Source organism: Sphaerisporangium sp. B11E5 (assembly GCF_039871875.1).
Lineage (GTDB): Bacteria > Actinomycetota > Actinomycetes > Streptosporangiales > Streptosporangiaceae > Sphaerisporangium.
Window position 1 is genome coordinate 218,408 of the sequence record NZ_JBDPMD010000002.1, and the last position, 18,882, is coordinate 237,289.

General features: G+C 67.1%; 15 protein-coding genes and 1 pseudogene. 12 read left to right on the top strand and 4 right to left on the bottom strand.

Annotated elements, in window-relative coordinates; all coding sequences use genetic code 11:
• Both ABGB17_RS03065 and ABGB17_RS03070 read left to right on the top strand, forming a co-directional pair.
• Nucleotides 1–1,881 (top strand): DUF1998 domain-containing protein, encoded by a 1,881-nt coding sequence (locus tag ABGB17_RS03065; RefSeq protein ID WP_347626145.1) that lies wholly within the window; start codon nt 1–3, stop codon nt 1,879–1,881.
• Nucleotides 1,882–1,947: 66 nt separating this feature from the next.
• A complete protein-coding gene (locus ABGB17_RS03070) occupies nt 1,948–4,041 on the top strand; it encodes a UvrD-helicase domain-containing protein (protein WP_347626146.1) in 2,094 nt (697 codons plus the stop codon).
• Here ABGB17_RS03070 and ABGB17_RS03075 read toward each other — a convergent pair.
• Complete coding sequence (locus tag ABGB17_RS03075; protein WP_347626147.1) at nt 4,022–5,959, bottom strand: DNA translocase FtsK; 1,938 nt, start codon at nt 5,957–5,959, stop codon at nt 4,022–4,024. The two genes, ABGB17_RS03070 and ABGB17_RS03075, sit on opposite strands and share 20 nt — an antisense overlap.
• A 120-nt stretch (nt 5,960–6,079) precedes the next feature.
• Here ABGB17_RS03075 and ABGB17_RS03080 point away from each other — a divergent pair, with 120 nt between their 5' ends.
• From ABGB17_RS03080 to ABGB17_RS03120, 9 genes and pseudogenes are all read left to right on the top strand, one after another.
• Nucleotides 6,080–6,532, top strand: coding sequence for a very short patch repair endonuclease (locus tag ABGB17_RS03080; protein WP_347626148.1), 453 nt, complete (start codon nt 6,080–6,082; stop codon nt 6,530–6,532).
• 66 nt (nt 6,533–6,598) lie between these two features.
• A pseudogene (locus ABGB17_RS03085) lies at nt 6,599–7,249 on the top strand (transposase family protein).
• A gap of 133 nt (nt 7,250–7,382) precedes the next feature.
• The gene (locus ABGB17_RS03090; RefSeq protein WP_347626149.1) at nt 7,383–7,844 is read left to right on the top strand and encodes a PPOX class F420-dependent oxidoreductase; all 462 of its coding nucleotides are present in this window, start codon (nt 7,383–7,385) and stop codon (nt 7,842–7,844) included.
• A gap of 705 nt (nt 7,845–8,549) precedes the next feature.
• Entirely contained in the window at nt 8,550–9,821 is a 1,272-nt protein-coding gene (locus tag ABGB17_RS03095) for a glycoside hydrolase family 18 protein (RefSeq protein ID WP_347626151.1), read from the top strand.
• Between the two features lie 143 nt (nt 9,822–9,964).
• A complete protein-coding gene (locus ABGB17_RS03100; protein ID WP_347626152.1) occupies nt 9,965–10,825 on the top strand; it encodes a glycosyltransferase in 861 nt (286 codons plus the stop codon).
• Nucleotides 10,822–11,718: a glycosyltransferase gene (locus tag ABGB17_RS03105; RefSeq protein WP_347626153.1), complete on the top strand. Its 897-nt coding sequence runs from the start codon at nt 10,822–10,824 to the stop codon at nt 11,716–11,718. Before ABGB17_RS03100 ends, ABGB17_RS03105 begins: the two co-directional genes overlap by 4 nt.
• 46 nt (nt 11,719–11,764) lie before the next feature.
• A complete protein-coding gene (locus ABGB17_RS03110) occupies nt 11,765–12,220 on the top strand; it encodes an HIT family protein (RefSeq protein ID WP_347626154.1) in 456 nt (151 codons plus the stop codon).
• Between the two features lie 155 nt (nt 12,221–12,375).
• Nucleotides 12,376–13,233: an SAM-dependent methyltransferase gene (locus ABGB17_RS03115; protein WP_347626155.1), complete on the top strand. Its 858-nt coding sequence runs from the start codon at nt 12,376–12,378 to the stop codon at nt 13,231–13,233.
• 206 nt (nt 13,234–13,439) lie between these two features.
• Nucleotides 13,440–14,297, top strand: coding sequence for an SAM-dependent methyltransferase (locus tag ABGB17_RS03120; protein WP_347626156.1), 858 nt, complete (start codon nt 13,440–13,442; stop codon nt 14,295–14,297).
• Here ABGB17_RS03120 and ABGB17_RS03125 read toward each other — a convergent pair.
• Together ABGB17_RS03125 and ABGB17_RS03130 are read right to left on the bottom strand one after the other, a co-directional pair.
• Nucleotides 14,294–15,412, bottom strand: coding sequence for a zinc-dependent alcohol dehydrogenase family protein (locus tag ABGB17_RS03125; protein ID WP_347626323.1), 1,119 nt, complete (start codon nt 15,410–15,412; stop codon nt 14,294–14,296). The genes ABGB17_RS03120 and ABGB17_RS03125 overlap by 4 nt on opposite strands.
• 22 nt (nt 15,413–15,434) lie before the next feature.
• Nucleotides 15,435–16,343, bottom strand: coding sequence for an aldose 1-epimerase family protein (locus ABGB17_RS03130; protein ID WP_347626157.1), 909 nt, complete (start codon nt 16,341–16,343; stop codon nt 15,435–15,437).
• Nucleotides 16,344–16,537: 194 nt separating this feature from the next.
• Between ABGB17_RS03130 and ABGB17_RS03135 the strand changes: the two genes are divergently transcribed.
• The gene (locus tag ABGB17_RS03135) at nt 16,538–16,834 is read left to right on the top strand and encodes a hypothetical protein (RefSeq protein WP_347626158.1); all 297 of its coding nucleotides are present in this window, start codon (nt 16,538–16,540) and stop codon (nt 16,832–16,834) included.
• 6 nt (nt 16,835–16,840) lie between these two features.
• On the opposite strand, the gene ABGB17_RS03140 is transcribed toward ABGB17_RS03135, so the two are convergent.
• Nucleotides 16,841–18,814: a Xaa-Pro dipeptidyl-peptidase gene (locus tag ABGB17_RS03140; protein ID WP_347626159.1), complete on the bottom strand. Its 1,974-nt coding sequence runs from the start codon at nt 18,812–18,814 to the stop codon at nt 16,841–16,843.
• Between the last annotated feature and the right edge of the window lie 68 nt (nt 18,815–18,882).

The following is an 18,882-nucleotide window of genomic DNA, read 5'->3' on the forward strand; positions in this document are numbered from 1 at the left end:
ATGGCACTTCGTAATGGGCGGACTCGTCGGACGGGCCGCAGCGAGGACACCGTAATCACGCGTACACCGTTAGGAGCGGTACGACGGGCGCAGACCATCACCACGTACGGCGTAGGCGCGATGATCGCCGTCGAGGACCAGTCCTACATCGTGTGCGGACTGGACAGTTGGCGCAACGTTTGGAAGTCGGATGTGATCTTCGAGCCGAGGCTCCAGCATTGGCTCCGGGTTGCACGCTTCCAGCTCCCGCCGGCGGACGAGCCGTCCTCCGGGGATGGGATCAGAGTCCGTCTTTTCCCTGAGATGTACTCCTGCGGCGCATGTAGAAAGCTTCAGGAATTCAAGCGATTCGGTTCTCCGGCAGGCAAGAGCCTCTGCGGCGCCTGCGACAAGCCGCTGACACCGTCACGATTTGTGATCGCCTGCGATAACGGGCACCTGGACGATTTCCCCTACTTCGAATGGGTCCACAAGAAAAGTGAGCCCGGCCGTGACCCCAACGATAAGGTCAAACACGAACTCACATTGGAGAGCAGCGGTCAGACGGCGTCACTTCGATCGGTCGTGATCAAGTGTTCGTGCGGCGTCCGCCCGGCGTCCTTAGAGGGCGTCTTCGGCGGCGGCGCGATGTTCGCACTGGGGATCAAGTGCAAGGGACGCCGGCCGTGGCTTGGCCGCGATGCCAACGAACCGGCGTGCACCGCGACCCCGCGCACGTTGCAGCGAGGCGCGTCAGCCGCCTGGTTCTCCATCACTCGGTCGGCTCTTTCGATTCCGCCCTGGTCGGAGTCCCTCCAGCAGCGGCTCAATCAGCACTACGACATGTTCAGTGGCCTGTTGGACGATGGTGTGTCCGACTCGGTGCTCCTGAACGCCATCAAGAGGACCGACATCATGGATGACGATCGGTTCACGGCGGACCAGGTCCTCGCTGCGATTCACCGTAGGCGCCAGCTTGAGGCTAGTGCTCTGCCGGACTCTGATGAAGCTGCGCCGATGCTCGAATCGGCCAACGAGTTGCGGCGCGAGGAGTACAACCAGCTTTACGACGGCACCAGGATCGTCTCCCGCGACGAGAACTTCGAATGTGTGATGGCGGCAGGCGATGGAAGCGCACTGCCCTATGGCATCAAGCGCTCCATGTTGGTGAAGCGCTTGCGCGAAGTGCGAGCACTTGAATCCTTCACGCGGGTCACCATGCCCGATCCGGCCAGCGGCGACACGCGTCGTGCCGCCTTGGCGAACGGCACCGTGGACTGGCTTCCCGCGATCGAAGTGAGCGGCGAAGGCGTTTTCCTCGCCATCGATGAGGATCTGTTGCAGGCCTGGGAGCAGCGGCCCGGTCCCGTGACCCGCTCCCGACAGATCTGGCACAACCATACGATGCTCCTGCGCGAGCGCGCAGAACGGACCGGTAGCACAGTGCGAACTGATGACATCAAGTCGCCTGTGACGGCGCGCTACATCCTGCTGCACACCCTCGCACATGTGCTCATCAATGAATGGAGTCTGGACTGCGGTTATCCTTCAGCCGCGCTCCGCGAGCGGCTCTATGTCGACAAGGACATGGCCGGGGTTCTCATCTACACCGCGACCAGCGACTCCGCCGGTTCTCTCGGCGGCGTTGTCGCCCAGGGAGAGCACCGCAAGCTATACGAGACCCTGGAATCGGCGCTGTCCCGCGCCGAGTGGTGTTCGCAGGACCCACCATGCATTGAGTCCGAGGCCAGCGGGATCAACAGCCTCAACCTGGCTGCCTGCTATGCCTGCGTACTCCTTGCGGAGACGAGCTGCGAGACCAATAACGTCTTCCTGGATCGCGCCATGTTGATCGGTACACCGGATGACCCATCGACCGGTTTCTTCTACAAGGGCGAGTGAGTAGCGTGATCTCCCGGCCCGATCAAGAACGATCTAGGCTGAGAGCCGGACCATGAGGAGGCGCGGGTGCCACGCTTGGGAATCCACCAGGACTTCCTGCAGGACCTCATCCGGCTGGAGCGTCCCATTCAGCAGAAAGTCGTCGAGACGATCTCCAAGTTCGAGAAAAGCTCGCACGCCGGTGCGCATTTGGAGAAGCTGAGCAACATCCGTGACGAGCGGTTCAAGAGCATCCGGATTGACCTCAAATATCGCGGCATCGTCCTCGCTCCGGAGTCCGGAGACGAGTTCATGCTGCTTCGGGTGGATTCTCATGACAAGGCCTATGAGTGGGTCAAGCACCGCCGCGTCTCAGTGAACATGGTCACCGGTTACATGGAGATTCGTGACGACGCGATCATCACTGACACAATCGAAGGGTTGAAGCACACCCAGGGCCAGACCGCACGACCGCTGTTCGACCACGTCTCGGACGCCGACATGGCCCGCCTGGGCATCGATGACCAGATGCTCAAGTTCGCCCGGATGCTCATCGACGTGGCCATGCTCGAGGCGTTGGACGGTAAGCTCCCCCAGACCCAATACGACGTGCTCTTCGGTCTGGCCGCGGGCATGTCCCCCGAAGAGGTTTGGAACGACGTCGTCGGCGGCATCGCGCCCGAAGCGATCGATCCGGACGACCTTGTGGCCGCCACTCAGCGTATGCCCCACAAGGTAGCACTGGTCGAAGGGCCTGAAGAGCTCATGGAGCTGTTCGCCAAGCCTTTCGCCAGATGGCGGGTCTACCTGCATCCGCTGCAACAAGAGGCCGCCTTTCGGTCATATTCAGGTCCTGCTCAGGTGACCGGCGGACCTGGCACGGGCAAGACGGTCGTCGCCCTCCACCGCACTCGATACCTCGCTCGGCAGGGTGGTCGAGTGCTGCTGACCACGTTCACCGCGACGCTGGCACGGTCGCTGGCCGAATCGCTGAGGCTACTGGAAACCGACGACGAGGTCCTATCCCGTATCGACGTGCTCACCGTCGATCAGGTGGCTCGGCGGCTGGTCGACAGGCATGGGGGAAAGTTCGCTCTACTCCGCGGAGACGAGGAGGAAGAAATCTGGCGACGGATCATCCGGCGCCGAAGCCTGGACTTCACCGAGAAGTTTCTTCAGGAAGAATGGCGACAGATCATCCTCGCACAGGAGATCACGTCCTCCGACGCCTACCTGAATGCTCGCCGGACTGGGCGTGGGCGGCGACTTGGCCCCCTGCAGCGCGCCAAGGTCTGGCGGGCGATCGCCGAGTTCGAACAAGAACTGGCGGACAACAACCACCGCACCTTCGAGACGATTTGCGTCGAAGCCACACGGGTGCTGGGTGAGCTGGACACGCGACCGTATGACCACGTGATCGTGGATGAAGCGCAAGATCTTCATCCTGTACGCTGGCGTGTTCTCCGGGCCCTGGTCGCCGAGCGGCCGGACGACCTGTTCATCGCGAACGACACCCACCAGCGGATCTACGACAACCGCGTCTCCCTGAGCTCGGTCGGCATTCAACTGGCCGGACGGTCCACTAAGTTGAAGATCAATTACCGAACCACCGAAGAGATCCTCAACTGGAGCTGCGCCATGCTTGCAGGTGAGAAGATCGTGGACCTCACCGGACAGCACACGAGCCTGACGGGCTGTCGCTCGGAAGTCCACGGAGCTGAGCCCGAACTCTATAGTGCATCCACGAAGAGCGCCGAACTCACACACCTCGTCGAGATCGTGCAAAGCTGGCTCCACGCCGGAGTACAACCAGAAGAGATCGGCATCGCGGCCCGCTCCGAAATGCTGGCCCAATCGGCGGCGGTAGCCCTCACCCGTGCCGGCGTCGATGCCGGTTATCTCTCTCGCGACAAGGATGGAGCGGAGGGACATGTCCGTGCCACGACCATGCACCGCATGAAGGGCCTAGAGTTCCGTTGTGTCGCCGTGATCGGTGTTGGCGCCAATCAGCTGCCCTATGCGAACGCGGTCACACCGCTGGAAGACGACGCGACCACTCATGCGAACGACCTCCAGCGAGAGCGCTGTCTGCTCTTTGTCGCCAGCACGCGTGCCAGAGAATGCCTTTACATCTCCTGGCATGGGGCACCAAGCCCCTTTCTCAACCTCGCCAGTAATTGACGATCCCCGCGATCTCCTCGTCGGAGATCGCGGCGAGCCGGATCTCCTGCGGCTCACTACTCGTAGTGAGCAGGAACAGACCGCTGCCTGGCGCAAGACCCTCGGCTCCAGGCCTGTTGATGACCCGGATGCTCTCATCGGCCGTGGCCATGGAAAGGGCCAGTCTTGCCGGGAAGTATCCCTTGACGCGGCTGCTCAACACGATCTCGGATGGTCGGCTCGTACGCGCGACTACATGAAACCCCGCCGCGCGTCCTTCCCGGGCCAACTCGACAACAGCGTCCTGATCGTCGATGTCCGCCAGTTCGTCGATAACCACCACCACGTCTGGGTGCGCATGCTCGATGTCACCTAGTGCGGCGATCGGCATGGGGGCCCTCTCTTCGCGCACCTCACGGTTGAACCGCTCGACGTCACGGCACCCAAACCGCTCCAGGTCCCCATAGCGACAGCCGAGCTCGGCAATCGCCCACGTGAGCGGATTCCCCATAGCCTCTTGGACGACATGGGGAAGATCGAAGTACTGATTCCATCGGCCGACCATGATCAATCGACAACGCTTCGGCTTGTGCTTCACCGCGAGTGAGGCGACGATGCTCCTGATCGGGTCGAACCGTCCGCCATTCCCTCCGATCAGCACATGCCTCGCCTTATTGAGGTCGAGGTAAACGGACGCTTCATCATGTGCCCGCCCGAGGCCGGCGAGTAAGGAGCCGTCCGGAGTCTGCCGAAGAATGTCGCCCAAGCTGAGGAGGTCGGGCACCCTGTGCGGCACCTCCACACCGATCGCCATAGAGCCTGGCAACGGAGATGTCGATCGTTCCATGGGAACGAGGCGAACCCCCTCGCACTTCGCGGCCTGGACGATTTCCCGTGCCAACTCGAGAACCGTAGTCACCTGAGTCGTGGGGCCGAGTCTGACCTCGAACCTAGTCAGCACCGGCGTACGGGTGTATCCGGCGACCTTGGCATCGACTCGCGCCTTCTTCAGAATCTGATCTATCTTCTTGGCCATTGCGTCATCGGCGTCGGTGTGCTTGCGCTTGGGGGCGCTGGATCTCAGCAGCCGATCGGGAGGAAGTCGCTCGATCTCTTTTCCGGACTTCCGGCCCTCCGGACGCATAGCGCGCAACCGCTCGGCGACCTCCTCCGCTGACTGGGGGCGGTCCTCTGGCTTCTTGGCGAGAAGCTGGAGAATGAGCTCCTCCAGGAGTGACGGGACATCGCCGCGGATGGCACTGGGAGGAGTGGGCTCCTCCGTGGCGTGCCGGTGCATCAGCTGCCACACGCTCCCGTCGAACGGCGTTTCACCGGTGGCCATCTCGTAGAGCAGGCAGCCCAAGGAGTACAGGTCACTGCGTTCGTCCGGCTCGCCTCCGCTCTGTTCCGGTGCCATATAGGCCGGGGTGCCCACCTGTAGGGTGGCCTTTCCTGAATCGACGGCTCTCGCGATGCCGAAATCACAGATCTTCGGTCGGTCGCCGGACAAGAGCATGATATTCGCCGGCTTGATGTCGCGGTGGATGACCCTGTTCGCGTGCGCGACGCCCAGCGCCTCTGCCAGCCGGGCACCGATGGTCACGACCCGCTTGGTCGGAAGGCCGTTCAGATGCCTGGAAAAGACCTTCATCAGGTCCTGGCCATCGAGGAGTTCCATCACGAAGAACAGCCGCCCCTTGTCCTCGTCGGCATCATGGACGACGACGATGCCGGCGTGCTGTAGTCGGCCGCACAGGACGGGCTCGGCGCGGAATCGCTCGACGCGCCGCGGATCCGGATCCCCGTCATTGGGAAAGATCTTGACGGCGACTTCGCGAACAAGGCGCAAGTCGACGGCCTTCCACACGACGCCCATCCCGCCGGCACCCAGCTTCTCCACCAGGCGATACCGACCGGCCAGCGTCTCCCCCTCTCGCATCCGTCACTCCGCCCTTACTTGTCCCGATCACACAGCTATGGCGATGCTCTATCACGACTCACCGATCGGGGCGAGCCGAGCCGTCAATTAGCACGACCGAATCTCGATACCGTAGGTCGCATGGCAGTCCAGAGGCCGACTCGCGCATCGAGTGAGGGCGCACGCAAGAGCATGCAAGCCAACCGCGGGCGGGACACCAAGCCCGAACTCGCCCTCCGCCGAGCCGTCCACGCGCTGGGCCTCAGGTACCGCGTCTCCATCCGCCCGCTGCCCAACATCCGTCGAACCGCCGACCTCGTCTTCACGCGGTCCAAGGTGGCGGTCTTCATGGACGGCTGCTTCTGGCACGGCTGCCCCCAGCATCACACCAAGTCTGCTACCAACGCTGACTACTGGGCCGAGAAGGTCCGAAGAAACAGAGAGCGCGATGCTGAAACGGATCGACTTCTAACCGAAGCAGGCTGGACGGTGATTCGTATATGGGAGCACGAAAATCCTGAGGCATCCGCCAACGTAATTGCGGCAGAAGTACATGGCCGAACGTCCATAACCAATGAGGCTATTCCAACCTGAGCGTGGAGGTCACGGACTGGTTGCAGGTCGGCTGTCGTGATCACACATGGATGAAGCTCCTGGTAAGTGCAGGTCTGCCGAGATCATGCACATCCCAGGAGCTTCGATGCTTTCTACCGTGCCGCGCTGCCGTTGTCGCGCTCGACGCTGAACTTCGTGGCCGGGGTCATCCGCCGCCATCGTGCATTGATCCGGTCGCTGTGGCGCTGGCTCAACCCCGGCCGGCAGGCGCTCCTGGTGCTGGTCCACCTGCGCAAGGGAGAGACGTTCGCCGAGGTCGCCACCGGGTTCGGCATCGGGGTCGCCACCGCCTGGCGCTATGTCCGTGAAGCCCTCGCCCTGCTCGCAGGCCGCTCACCCGGCCTGGACCGGCGCTACGTGCGGCCAAGCGCGCCGTATACGCTTTCGTGGTGCTGGACGGCACCACCCTCATCCCGATCGACCGGGTGGCGGCCGGAGGTCGCCGGGTTGATCGCCCTGGCTGACAATGGCTACGTCGGCGCAGGTCAGCAGGTACTGGTGCCGTACAGGGGCAAGAACAAACCGGCCTCCTGGAATTCGGCCAACTCCGCTCACGCCAAGCTCCGCGGCCCGGGAGAACGTGCCAATGCCATCCTGAAGACCTGGCGCATCCTGCGGAAACTCCGCTGCTGCCCTCTACGCTCCGGACAACTCGTCAAAGCAATCTTCGTGCTTCAAGCCCGCATAGCAGGATGAAAAAGGCTGATTGTCCCCTCAGGATGTCCAAAAACGTTTCTGAAAAACCTTGGGATGCCTCGCATCTAGTCACCTAGAACTGACAGGCGGGCCGCTGAACACTCATGCCGAGACCCGTCGTACTGTGAGAGGCATGAGCCCAAAGATTGCGACCAACCAGACCGTCACCCGTGAAGAGCTGCTCGACTTCGTTCGGGTGCGGCATCAGGCGGTGTTGTTGACCTTGCGGCGGAATGGGATGCCGCAGGCGTCCCCTGTCACCTGTGGGGTGGATGAGGAGGGACGGATCGTGGTGTCGTCATACCCGGAGCGGGCCAAGGTCGCCAACGCTCGGCGGGATGCTCGGGTGAGTGTGGTCGTGTTGTCGGATGACTTTGGGGAGGCTTGGGTGCAGGTGGATGGGACGGCTGAGGTGTTGGACATGCCGGAGGCTCTTGAGCCGTTGGTGGAGTACTTTCGGGTGATCTCGGGGGAGCATCCGGATTGGGAGGAGTATCGGTCTGCCATGGTACGGCAGGGGAAGTCGTTGATTCGGGTTACGCCGACTCGGTGGGGGCCGGTGGCTACTGGAGGGTTTCCGGCTCGGTTGGGGTAAGCCGTGGAAGGGGCGGCTCTGGGGGGAGGGCCTAGATCACGTTGACCGCCGTCCGCTGCGGCTGGCCTTGGCCAGACGGTGACGGACCTGATCGGCTTTCTGGGGGATCGTGCACGCGATGCCGCGTATGTGCAGGTTAGCGCGGTTAGCACGTGAACCGTACGCCTTGTCGGCCCTGACCCTGTCCGGCCGCTTGCGCGGACAGCCCGCACCGAGCGTGGGCACACCGATCTTCTCCAGGACCGGCTGGAACTGCGGCGCATCCCCCCGCTGACCGGCGTGAGGATCAACGACAAGACCTTGCACCCCTGCTCGCACGCCAGATGCACCTTGGTCGTCAGCCCACCACGTGAACCCCCAGCGCATGATCGGCCGGCTCGTCGGCCCCGGCAGCGAAGACTCCAGGCGCGCCTACTGCTCATCGGTGAGGTCAAACCACCTCGTCACCGATAAGGCGGCCAAGAGGTCTCCGATTATCTGGTTCTTCTTGGTCGATGAACCCTCTACCGGAGACCTCGCTGCTTACCAGGTTCAATACGGTCACACACCAGACTTCGAGACAGGCCCTGAGGGCTTCCGGGTGTCGGCGCCGCGGTTCGGTGCTTCGGTGAGCGTATTGACGGGGTGCGGCTGGGGATCTACGATCCGTGAAACTAATAGGAAACTTTCCTATGAAATGCAGCCCCCCTCACAGTGGAGATGGCCGTGCGACGACCTTTACTGCACCTTTTCGCGTCGGCGGTGCTGGCCGCCGGGCTTGCCGCGGTGGCCGTTCCGGCTCAGGCTTCCGTCACGCAGCCTGAAGATCGGTTCAAGAGGGTCGCCTACTTCATTCAGTGGGGGATCTACGGGCGGAACTATCACGTACGGGACATGGACGTCAGTGGGGCGGCCAAGAAGCTCACGCACGTCAACTACGCGTTCGGGAACGTGGGGGAGGACGGGACGTGTTCTTCGTTCGACGCCTGGGCCGACTGGCAGCGGCCGGTGCCTGCCGAGCAGAGTGTGGATGGGGTCGCGGACGCGGCGGGGCAGGCGCTGAACGGGAACCTCAATCAGCTCAAGAAGCTCAAGGGTAAGTATCCCAAGCTCAAGGTGCTGATCTCGCTCGGGGGATGGACGGGGTCGAAGTACTTCTCGGACGCGGTGCTCACGGCGGAGGCGCGGGCGAAGCTCGCCTCGTCCTGTGTGGATCTCTGGCTGAAGGGGAACCTGCCGGGTCTGCCGGCGGGGGCGGGAGCGGGGGTGTTCGACGGGATCGACCTGGACTGGGAGTGGCCGGGGTCGGAGGGGAACGCCGGGAACGTCATCCGGCCGGAGGACAAGCGGAACTTCACGCTGTTCGTGGCGGAGTTGCGGCGGCAGATGCGGGAGTTTGACAGCAAGTCGCAGCTCACGGCGTTCCTTCCGGCTGCGGAGGCGAAGATCGACGCGGGGTTCGAGGTGCGGCAGGTGTTCGGCTTGCTGGACTTCGCGACGGTTCAGGGGTATGACCTGCACGGCACCTGGGAGAGCCGGACGGGGCACAACGGGAACCTGTTCACGGATCGGAAGGATCCGAATCCGGTGAAGTACAGCGTGGACGCTACCGTCAAGGCCTACCTCACCAGGGGGGCGCCGGCGAAGAAGATCGTCGTGGGGGTTCCGGCTTACGGGCAGGGGTGGATGGGGGTGGGGGCCGCCGACCGTGGGCTGTGGCAGCCGGCCGCTGGGCCCGCGCCGGGTACCTGGGCCGCCGGGAACGAGGACTACAAGGTGCTCGCCGCCAAGCCGGGGAAGCGGTACTACGACCTGCTCACGGGGGCGCAGTGGCTGTACGACGGGAACGAGTTCTGGTCGTACGACGACCCGGCGACGCTGCTGGTCAAGGCCGGGTACATCCGGCTGAAGGGGCTCGGCGGGTCGATGATGTGGTCGATCGACGGGGACGACGGCAAGGCGTCGCTCACGTCGGCGCTCTACAGCGTCCTGCGTTGACAGATCTTGGCGCCGCCCGCCGGGACCCTCCGGCGGGCGGCGCGGCATTTTTCGCGATTTTCCAGGGGCGTTTCGTGGAATGAGTGGGTTTGTCAGGGGCAGTGCGGGCTATGGGTAGGGAGTAAGGCGAGGGGGAAAGATCGGTGGGCACGCCGTGGGGTGAAGCAGTCAGCGTGGTCATCGCCACCAGGGATCGGCGCGCGGAGCTGCTGAGGACGTTGGAGCGGCTGGCGGAACTGCCGGAACGGCCGCACGTGATCGTGGTGGACAACGGCTCGTCGGACGGTGGGCCGGACGCGGTGACGGAGCGGTTCCCCCAGGTGGAGCTGATCCGGCTGGGACGCAACCACGGGGCGGTCGCGAGGAACGTGGGCGTCGAGGCGGCGTCCACCCCGTATGTGGCCTTCTGCGATGACGACTCGTGGTGGGAGCCGGGGGCGTTGCGCAGGGCGGCCGAGTTGTTCGCCGCCGAGCCGCGGCTGGGGTTGGTCGCCGCCAGAGTGCTGGTGGGGCCGGAGCGCACGCCTGACCCGATCAACGCGCAACTGGCGGCGGGTGCGCCGGTGCTGGGCTTCATGGCCTGCGGGGCGGTGGTGCGGCGCCAGGCGTTCCTGGAGGCGGGCGGGTTCAGTGACGTGCTGGTCTTCCCCGGTGAGGAACAGCTCATGGCGTACGATCTCGCGTCCCTCGGGTGGGAGCGCAGGTACGTTCCGGAGGTGGTGGCGGTGCACGAGCCCTCGTCGCTGCGGTCCGCGGCGTCCGGCAGGCGGCGCCTGGAGCTGCGGAACGCGTTGCTGACCACGTGGTTGCGGCGCCCCCGGCGGGTCGTGCTGCGTGACACCGTGCGGGCCGCGGGGCGTATGTGGGCCGACCCGGACGCGCGGTGGGCGATGCTGGGCGCGTTGCGGCGGCTGCCCGACGCGATAGGGGGGCGGCGGCGCCTGCCCACGTCGATCGAGGCGGACGCCCGGCGGGTGGAGACCGCGGGGCGGGACAGGAGATGAGCGGGCCGCCGGTCACGGTGGCGGTGATCACCCACGATCGGCGGCCGGAACTGCTGCGCACCCTGGGGTTCATGACGGCGCTGCCGGAACGCCCGCGGGTGATCGTGGTGGACAACGGGTCCGGGGACGGCACCGCCGACGCGGTCGCGGAGGCGTTCCCCGAGGTGCGGATGATCCGCAGTGACGAGAACCTCGGCGCGGTGGGGCGCAACGTCGCGGTGGAGCAGGTGGAGACGCCGTATGTGGCTTTCTGCGACGACGACACCTGGTGGGAGGCGGGGGCGCTGACCTTGGCGGCCGGCCTGCTGCGGACGTACCCGAAGCTGGCCTCGGTGACCGGCCGCATCCTCGTCGAGCCGGATCTGCGGGAAGATCCGATCACGCCCGAGCTGCGGGACTCGCCGATCCCGCGGCCGTACTGGATGCCGGTGCCGGCGCTGCTGAGCATCCTCGCGGGCGCCTCCATGGTGCGGGTGCGGGCGTTCCGCGAGGTGGGCGGGTTCTCGCCGCGTCTCTGGCTCGGCGGCGAGGAGGAGCTGCTCAGCCTGGACCTGGTGAGCCGCGGCTGGTGGCTCGGCTGGGCGGAGGATGTGATCGTGCACCATGCGGCGTCGCGGGTGCGGGACCGGCGGGGGCGTCGCATGGTGGGGATACGCAACACCCTGTGGACGGCATGGTTGCGCCGCCCGCCGGGGGGTGCGCTGCGCCGTACGGCGGCCGTGCTGCGGGCGGTGCCCAAAGATCGGGCCAGCGCCGCCGCGGTGGCGGCCGCGGTGGCCGGCCTGCCGTGGGTGTTGCGGGAGCGGCGGGTGGTGCCGACGGCGGTGGAGGACGGGCTGCGGCTGCTGGAGGAGCCGCAGCGGACGTCGGTCGCGCGGCGGTACGTGGACTGACCGGGGGCGGCGTGGGGCGGTCGCAGGGGAGGTGGATTATGGGGACATGGAGCATTCGGGGGAGGGATGCGTCTTCTGCGAGGTGGCTTCCGGGATGACGGAGGTCAGCCTGGTGTATCAGGACGACCGCCTCATGGTGATCATGGATTCCCACCCGGTGAACCCCGGCCACACGCTGGTGGTGGTGCGGCGCCACGGGTCCACCCTGGAGGACCTGGACGACAGTGTCGGCACGCATCTGTGGTGTACGGCGCGGCGGGTCGCGCGGGGGCTGCGGTGCTGCGGCCTGCGCTGTGAGGCCGTCAACCTCCTGCTGGAGGACGTCGCCACGACGCACGTGCACATGCATGTGTTCCCGAGGTTCGCGGACGACGATTTCGTCATCGACGCGGACTGTGAGCCCCGGGACCGGCGGCTGCTGAACCGGGAGGCGTGGTTGTTGCGCGACGCCATGGCCTCGTTGTCCCCGAGGCCGGTGGTGCGGGCAAGAGGAACCGAGTGAAATGCGCATTTTGGTAGGGCCATTAAGGGTTAAGAGATTACGGAGCGAAATGTAGGGCGACAGTTGTTACGGTCAACGCCTGCTTTCGGAGGAATCCGGGGATAGCATCGGCGCAGTTCCCGTGATCAAGCGGACCGACAGCGAGGATGAGCCGGATGTCCGAGCGCGGCGAGGAAAGGGAGTGGGCGGCGCCGAACGGAGGCCCGCTTCCTCCTGAGATCGACACGACGAAACCCAGTATCGCGAGGGTCTACGATTGGTTCCTCGGCGGGAAGGACAACTTCGCCGTCGACCGGCACGTCGGTGAAGCGACGGTGAAGCTCGCCCCGGACGCCCCGCTGGTGCCGCGGCAGAACCGGCTGTTCCTGCAGCGGGCGGTGCGCTACATGGCCGCGGAGGCGGGCATCAGGCAGTTCCTGGACATCGGGTCGGGCCTGCCCACGCAGGGCAACGTGCACCAGGTGGCCCAGGAGGTCGATCCGGCGGCGCGGGTGGTCTACGTGGACAACGACCCCATGGTGCTGGCTCATGGGCGGGCGCTGCTCGCCACCAACAGCAGCACCACGGTGATCCAGGCCGACATCAGAGAGCCGCGGTCCATCCTGGAGAACGAGCAGGTCCAGCAGTTCGTCGACTTCAGCGAGCCGGTGGGGCTGCTGATGCTGGCCATCCTGCACCACCTCGCCGACGAGGAGGACCCCGGCGGCCTGGCCACCGCGTTGCGTGCCCCGCTGGTGTCGGGCAGCTTCGTGGCGATCTCCCACTTCTGCAACCCCGGGGAGGCGTACCCGGAGAGCGCCAAGGTGGCCGAGGAGGCCGAGGCGGTCTTCAACGAGAACCTCGGCACCGGCCGCTGGCGTACCCCTGAGGAGATCACGGCGTACTTCGGGGACTTCGAGCTGGTCGAGCCCGGCCTCGCGCCGCTCGCCGGCTGGCGCGCCGAGCCGGATCCGGACGTCAGCCGGAGCCCTCTGTACCGGACCTGCGTCGCCGGGGTGGGCCGTAAACCCTGAGTTGGTGCGGTCCGGGATATGTTTTGAGGGCTTAAATGCATCTATGGGGGGTTTCTGAGTTCTCGGTGGCTATCGGGCTTCAGTCGTAGTACATGAGGTTGATGGCCAGTTGTGGAAGTCCTCCCTGCTTTGGGGGAGCTTCGGGTTATCATCTGGCCCAGGTCCCCGTGATCAAGCGGGGCCCGATCGGAACGAGGGTGGGCGAGGTGTCCGAGCGCGGCGGCGAGTGGGACTGGGCGATGCCGGACGCAGGCAAACTTCCTGCGGAGATCGACACGACAAAGCCGAGTATCGCGAGGGTCTACGACTGGTTCCTGGGGGGGAAGGACAACTTCGCCGTCGACCGGCAGGTCGCCGAAGCGGCCCTGAAGATCGCCCCAGGTGCCAAGGAGGCCGGCCAGCAGAACCGGGAGTTCCTGCAGCGGGTCGTGCATCACATGGCCGCCGAGGCGGGCATCCGGCAGTTCATCGACATCGGGTCGGGCCTGCCCACGCAGGGCAACGTGCACCAGGTGGCCCAGGAGATCGACCCGTCGGCCCGGGTGGTCTACGTGGACAACGACCCCATGGTGCTGGTCCACGGACGGGCCCTGCTCGCCACCAACGGCAGCACGACGGTCATCCAGGCGGACGCGCGTGACCCGCGGGCGATCCTGGAGAGCGACCAGGTCAAGGAGTTCATCGACTTCAGCGAGCCGGTGGGGTTGCTGATGCTGAGCATCCTCCACCACCTGAACGACGCGGAGGACCCCGCCGGGGTGGCCGCCACGCTGCGTGCCCCTCTGGTGTCCGGCAGCTTCGTGGCGGTCTCGCACTTCTGCAACCCCGGTGAGGTGGACCCGGCGGCGTCCCAGCAGGCCACGACGGTCGAGAAGGTCTTCAACGAGAACCTCGGCACCGGCCGCTGGCGCACCCTGGACGAGATCATGGTGTACTTCGGCGACTTCGAGCTGGTCGAACCGGGGCTCGTCCCGCTCCCCGAGTGGCGCGCCGAGCCGGGTCTCGCCGTCAGGAACAGCCTTCTGTACCACACCTACTACGGCGGCCTGGCCCGCAAGGCCTAGGAGCCGATCCGCAGCACGGCCGCGCCGTTCACCCGGTCCGCCGCCAGGTCCGCCAGGGCCTGGTCCGCCTGGTCGAACGGGTACGGGGTCGTGGTCACGCTGAGCGGGTGGCGGGCGGCCAGGCCGAGGAAGGCACGGCCGTCCGCGCGGGTGTTGGCGGTGACGCTGCGCAGGGTGCGCTCGTAGAACAGGTGGTCCTGGTAGGTCAGCGCGGGGATGTCGCTGAGGTGGATGCCCGCGACCGCCAGCGTGCCGCCGAGGTCAAGCGCCCGCAGCGCCACCGGCACGAGATCTCCCACGGGGGCGAACAGGATGGCGGCGTCCAGCGGCTCGGGCGGCGCGTCGTAGGAGTCGCCCACGGAGGCGGCGCCGAGCTCCAGGGCCAGCTCACGCGCCTTGGCCGAACGGGTGAGCACGTGCACCGTGGCACCCTGCGCGATGGCGACCTGCGCGGTGAGGTGCGCGGAGGCGCCGAAGCCGTACACGCCGAGCCGGCCGCCGGGCGGGAGCTCGGCCCGCACCAGCGCGCGGTAGCCGATGATGCCCGCGCACAGCAGCGGGGCGAGGGGGTCGGCGGGGCCTTCGGGCAGCGGGTAGACGTAGTCCTCGCGCGCGGTGACGAACTCGGCGTACCCGCCGTGCACGTCCCAGCCGGTGTAGCGGGAGTACGGGCACAGGTTCTCGGTGCCGCGGCGGCAGTAGCGGCACCGGCCGCAGGTGGAGTGGAGCCACGGCACGCCCACGCGGGCCCCGAGGGGAAGGGGCTCGGAGGGCTCGGAGCCGGCTCCGGCGGGCGGATTCGCGGGGCTGGCGGAAGGCGGGTCCGCGGAGGCGTCGCCGACAGGGCTGGCGGAAGGCGGGTCCGCGGGGGCGTCGGCTGGCGGTAGGGCGGGGCCGTGGGCGACGACCCGGCCCACCACTTCGTGGCCGGGGGCCGTGTCCGGGTGGCGTGGGGTGAGGTCGCCCTCGGCCAGGTGCAGGTCGGTGCGGCAGACCGCGCACACCTCGACCTCGATCAGCACCTCGCCGGGCCCCGGCGTGGGGACGGGCAGCCGTACCCGCCGCAGAGGCCCGGTGGTCATGGGGCCGGGCTCGGCCACGACCCACGCGGTCATCGTGTCCGCCATGCCTCCATGGTCACACGGGCCGGATGCCCCACCGGTGGCTGACCCGCTCCCCGGGGGCGAGGCGGATGACGTCCTCGCCGGTGCGGAAGGCGTTCGGGGGGCAGCTCATCGGCTCCACCGCCAGCCCGGCACGGCGGTTGGGCCCCGTCAGGGAGTCGCCGGTGAAGAGCTGGAGCCAGCCGACGCCCTCACCCGCCCACAACTCCACGCCGTGGGAGGCGCCGGTGAGGCGGACCCGCACGAGGCCGTCGGCGTCGCGGGCGAGGCCGGTGAACGCCGTGTCCAGGGCCGTGCCGCCGATGGCACGCGGCGTGCGGAAGTCGTACGGGGTGCCCTCGACGTCGTGCCCGGCGACGGGGATCTTGCGTTCGTCCACCGAGAGCCACCGGGACGCGGGCAGCTCGAGCACCGCGTCGTCCACCGGGCCGCCGAGCGTGAGGTAGGGATGGGCGCCGAAGCCGTACGGGGCGTCGGAGCCGCCGGCGTTGTGCGCGGCGATCTCGACGGTCAGCCCGGACGGGTCCAGCGTGTAGGACACCGTGAAGTCCATGATGTGCGGGTACCCGGGCTGCGGGAACAGCCGCAGGCCGAGCCGCACCGACGCCTCGTCGTTCGCCTCCACCCGCCACGGCAGGGTGCGGGTCAGGCCGTGCGCGGCGTTGCCGAACTTCGGCTCGGTGATGGCGAGCTGCCGCGCCTGGCCGTCGAAGTCGTACTTGCCGTCCTCGACCCGGTTCGGCCACGGCAGCAGCGGCAGGCCAGAGGAGCCGAACGGCGTCTCGCTCTCGGGGTACCCCAGGACGAGCGGCCGTCCCTCATGGGTGAGTTCGCGCAGGCCCGCCCCGACCTCGGTGACCACGGCCCGGAAGCCGGCGGCGGTGATGGGGTGCTGTGTCCCGGTGGGCGCGATGGTCGTCACCAGCCAATTCAACACCACATCTTCCCGACGAACGTTCCAGGTTACCCGTCGCGAGAACGGATAGATCACTATCTGGGGACGATGCCGGACCTAGGGGGACCTACGCGATCACATTTGGGGCGGTGCTGGGGTCACCATCCCGCCGGGCGGGATGTTCACCTGGAAGGAGCACGGCTGGAGGCGACGTGGACGCGATGACGACGCGAGCGCGGGACGACGACGAGGGCGGGGATCCGCGGGTGCCCGGCGAGCGGGCCGAGCTGTCGAGGTTGCGTGACTCCCTGGAGCGTCTCGGCATGCGGGCGGAGCTACATGAAGAGATGCCCGCGCTGACGGTGCGCTGCCCGGACGCCGGGCCACCGGTGTGGGTGTTCGTCGGGTACGGCGGCGGTTACTTCTCCTGGCAGTCGGCCGAGAAGCGGCACCCGGTGGGGGACGTCCCGGGTGCCGCCGTGGCTCTCGCCGAATACGTCACCGGCAGAGTGTTCTAGCCGGCGTCAGTACAGGTCGCGGGACGGCGTCGGCAGCACCACGTCCGTCGGTCCGCGCCACTCGCCACGCTCGGGCGACGGGGCGAAGTCCAGGGTCGCGGGCGCGTCGGCGTCCGACGGGCCGGTGAGGGCGGCGATCGGCAGCCAGATCCGGCTCCCGGTCAGCTCGACGGTCACCTTGGCGGCCGCGGGCTGGTCGGGGACGGTCTCGGTCGCGTCGCTGCCCGCGAGGATCAGCGCCAGCCGGTGGCCCGGCTTGACGACGTAGTCGGCAGGCAGGGTGTCCCAGGTGAGGCGGTAGGTGCGGCCCGGGGTGAGAGGCTCGGAGGTGGTGAGGGAACGGCGGTTGGCGGCGTCGAGCCAGCCGCGCGCCACGATCTCCAGCGGGCGGCGGGCGGTCACCGTCTCGGTGCGGCGGTAGCAGCCGTCGTCGTCGGCCGTGGCCTCGCCGTGGCAGGTCTCCTCGGCGAGGGTGCGGATGCCGCCGGCGGGCGCGTAGTGGTCCACCCGGTCGTCCTCGCCGTAGTCGACGAGCAGGGCGGTGAGGTTGACGTCCGGCTGGTCGAGCTTGACCTGGATGTCCACCTTCGGGGTGCCGGAGAACCGCACGGCGCGGCGCAGCGGCGGGGTGAGGAACGCGAGGCGGTTCGGTGAGGCGGTGGCCGGGTCGGAGACCATGCGGCTCTCGGTCTGGGTGGGGTCGTCGGTGAAGCTCATCTCGGTGCGCCTGAGGGACGGCAGCAGGCTGAGGGCGCCCTGCCCGTCCTCGCCCGAGCGCAGCCACAGGGGGATCTGCAGGGTGCGGGACGGCCAGTCCCGCTGCTTCACCCACCGGTCGGGGGCCACCTGCAGGTCCACGCGGGGTTCGCTGGTGACGCCGTTGTCGACGCGGTACAGCCAGTGGTCGAACCACGCGTGGAGGGTGTCGATCCACTCCTCGCGGCGGTAGTCGAACGCGTCCACGTGGCCGTACTGCGACAACCACAGCTTGCGGGGCACGCCGCGCTTGCCGAGGGCCTCCCACCAGGTGGTGAAGTGGTCGGCCTTGACGTTCAGCTCGCCGAGGCCGTGCACGGCGAACACACTGGCCCGCACGTTGCTCACGTCGGCGAGGCTGCCGGAGACGTAGTTGCGCTCGTCCCAGAACGCGTTGTAGTTGCCGGTGGCGTCGTCCTGCTCCACGCCGAGGCGCTGACGGACGGCGGCGCACTTGGCGGCGGGGTCGGTGTCCACGTAGTCGGCGAGGAACTGCATGTAGCCGTCGGTGTACAGCACGCCGTTCATGCGGGTGTAGCGGTACCAGCTACTGATCGCCGAGATGGGGACGATCGTCTCCAGGCCCCGCACGCCGGTGGCGGCGACGGCGTTGGCGAGCGTGCCGTCGTAGGACTTGCCGATCATGCCGGCGCGGCCGTTGTGCCAGCTCGCGGCCACCGGCGTGCCGTCCTGGCGGAACCCGGGGGCGCGGCCGTTCAGCCAGTCGATGACGGCCTTGCCCGCCGCGATGTCGGCCGCGGCGCCGACGTCCGGGCAGCCGTCGGACTTGGTGGTGCCGACCATGTCGACCAGCAGCACCGCGTAGCCGCGCGGCACGAAGTAGTTGTCGTAGAACAGCGGGAACTTCACCGGGGCGCCGGTGGCGTCGTAGCGCTTGCGCTCGGACTCGTTGCCGCGTCCGGCGTTGTCGTAGTAGGGGCTGTCGTCGATGATCACCGGGACCTTGAGGCCCTGCTCGGTCTCGCGGGGCCTGATGATGTCCACCGCGGCACGGTCCTTCGCGCCGTCCCCGTCGCTGTCGACGGGGGTCTCGACCAGGATGTGCTCGCGGATGGCGTCGGAGTAGGAGAAGACGGGCTGCGTGCGCCCGCCGGTGATCTGTACGGCCGGGTCGGCGGCTTGGGCGGTGGCGATGCCGCTCGGGACGGCCGTCAGCGCGAGGGTGACGCCGACGGCGCAGAGCGATCGGATGGATCGCCGCAAGGGGACCTCCGGGGGGTGTGCCGATCATGTACACGACACAGTTATCCCAGTGGACAAGCTGTGTAAAT

Excerpts from the sequence above, each read along its gene's own strand:
- ABGB17_RS03065 (WP_347626145.1), top strand. The coding sequence starts at position 1 with ATGGCACTTCGTAATGGGCGGACTCGTCGGACGGGCCGCAGCGAGGAC.
- ABGB17_RS03075 (WP_347626147.1), bottom strand. The coding sequence starts at position 5,959 with ATGCGAGAGGGGGAGACGCTGGCCGGTCGGTATCGCCTGGTGGAGAAG.
- ABGB17_RS03080 (WP_347626148.1), top strand. The coding sequence starts at position 6,080 with ATGGCAGTCCAGAGGCCGACTCGCGCATCGAGTGAGGGCGCACGCAAG.
- ABGB17_RS03090 (WP_347626149.1), top strand. The coding sequence starts at position 7,383 with ATGAGCCCAAAGATTGCGACCAACCAGACCGTCACCCGTGAAGAGCTG.
- ABGB17_RS03105 (WP_347626153.1), top strand. The coding sequence starts at position 10,822 with ATGAGCGGGCCGCCGGTCACGGTGGCGGTGATCACCCACGATCGGCGG.
- ABGB17_RS03110 (WP_347626154.1), top strand. The coding sequence starts at position 11,765 with ATGGAGCATTCGGGGGAGGGATGCGTCTTCTGCGAGGTGGCTTCCGGG.
- ABGB17_RS03115 (WP_347626155.1), top strand. The coding sequence starts at position 12,376 with ATGTCCGAGCGCGGCGAGGAAAGGGAGTGGGCGGCGCCGAACGGAGGC.
- ABGB17_RS03125 (WP_347626323.1), bottom strand. The coding sequence starts at position 15,412 with ATGACCGCGTGGGTCGTGGCCGAGCCCGGCCCCATGACCACCGGGCCT.
- ABGB17_RS03135 (WP_347626158.1), top strand. The coding sequence starts at position 16,538 with ATGACGACGCGAGCGCGGGACGACGACGAGGGCGGGGATCCGCGGGTG.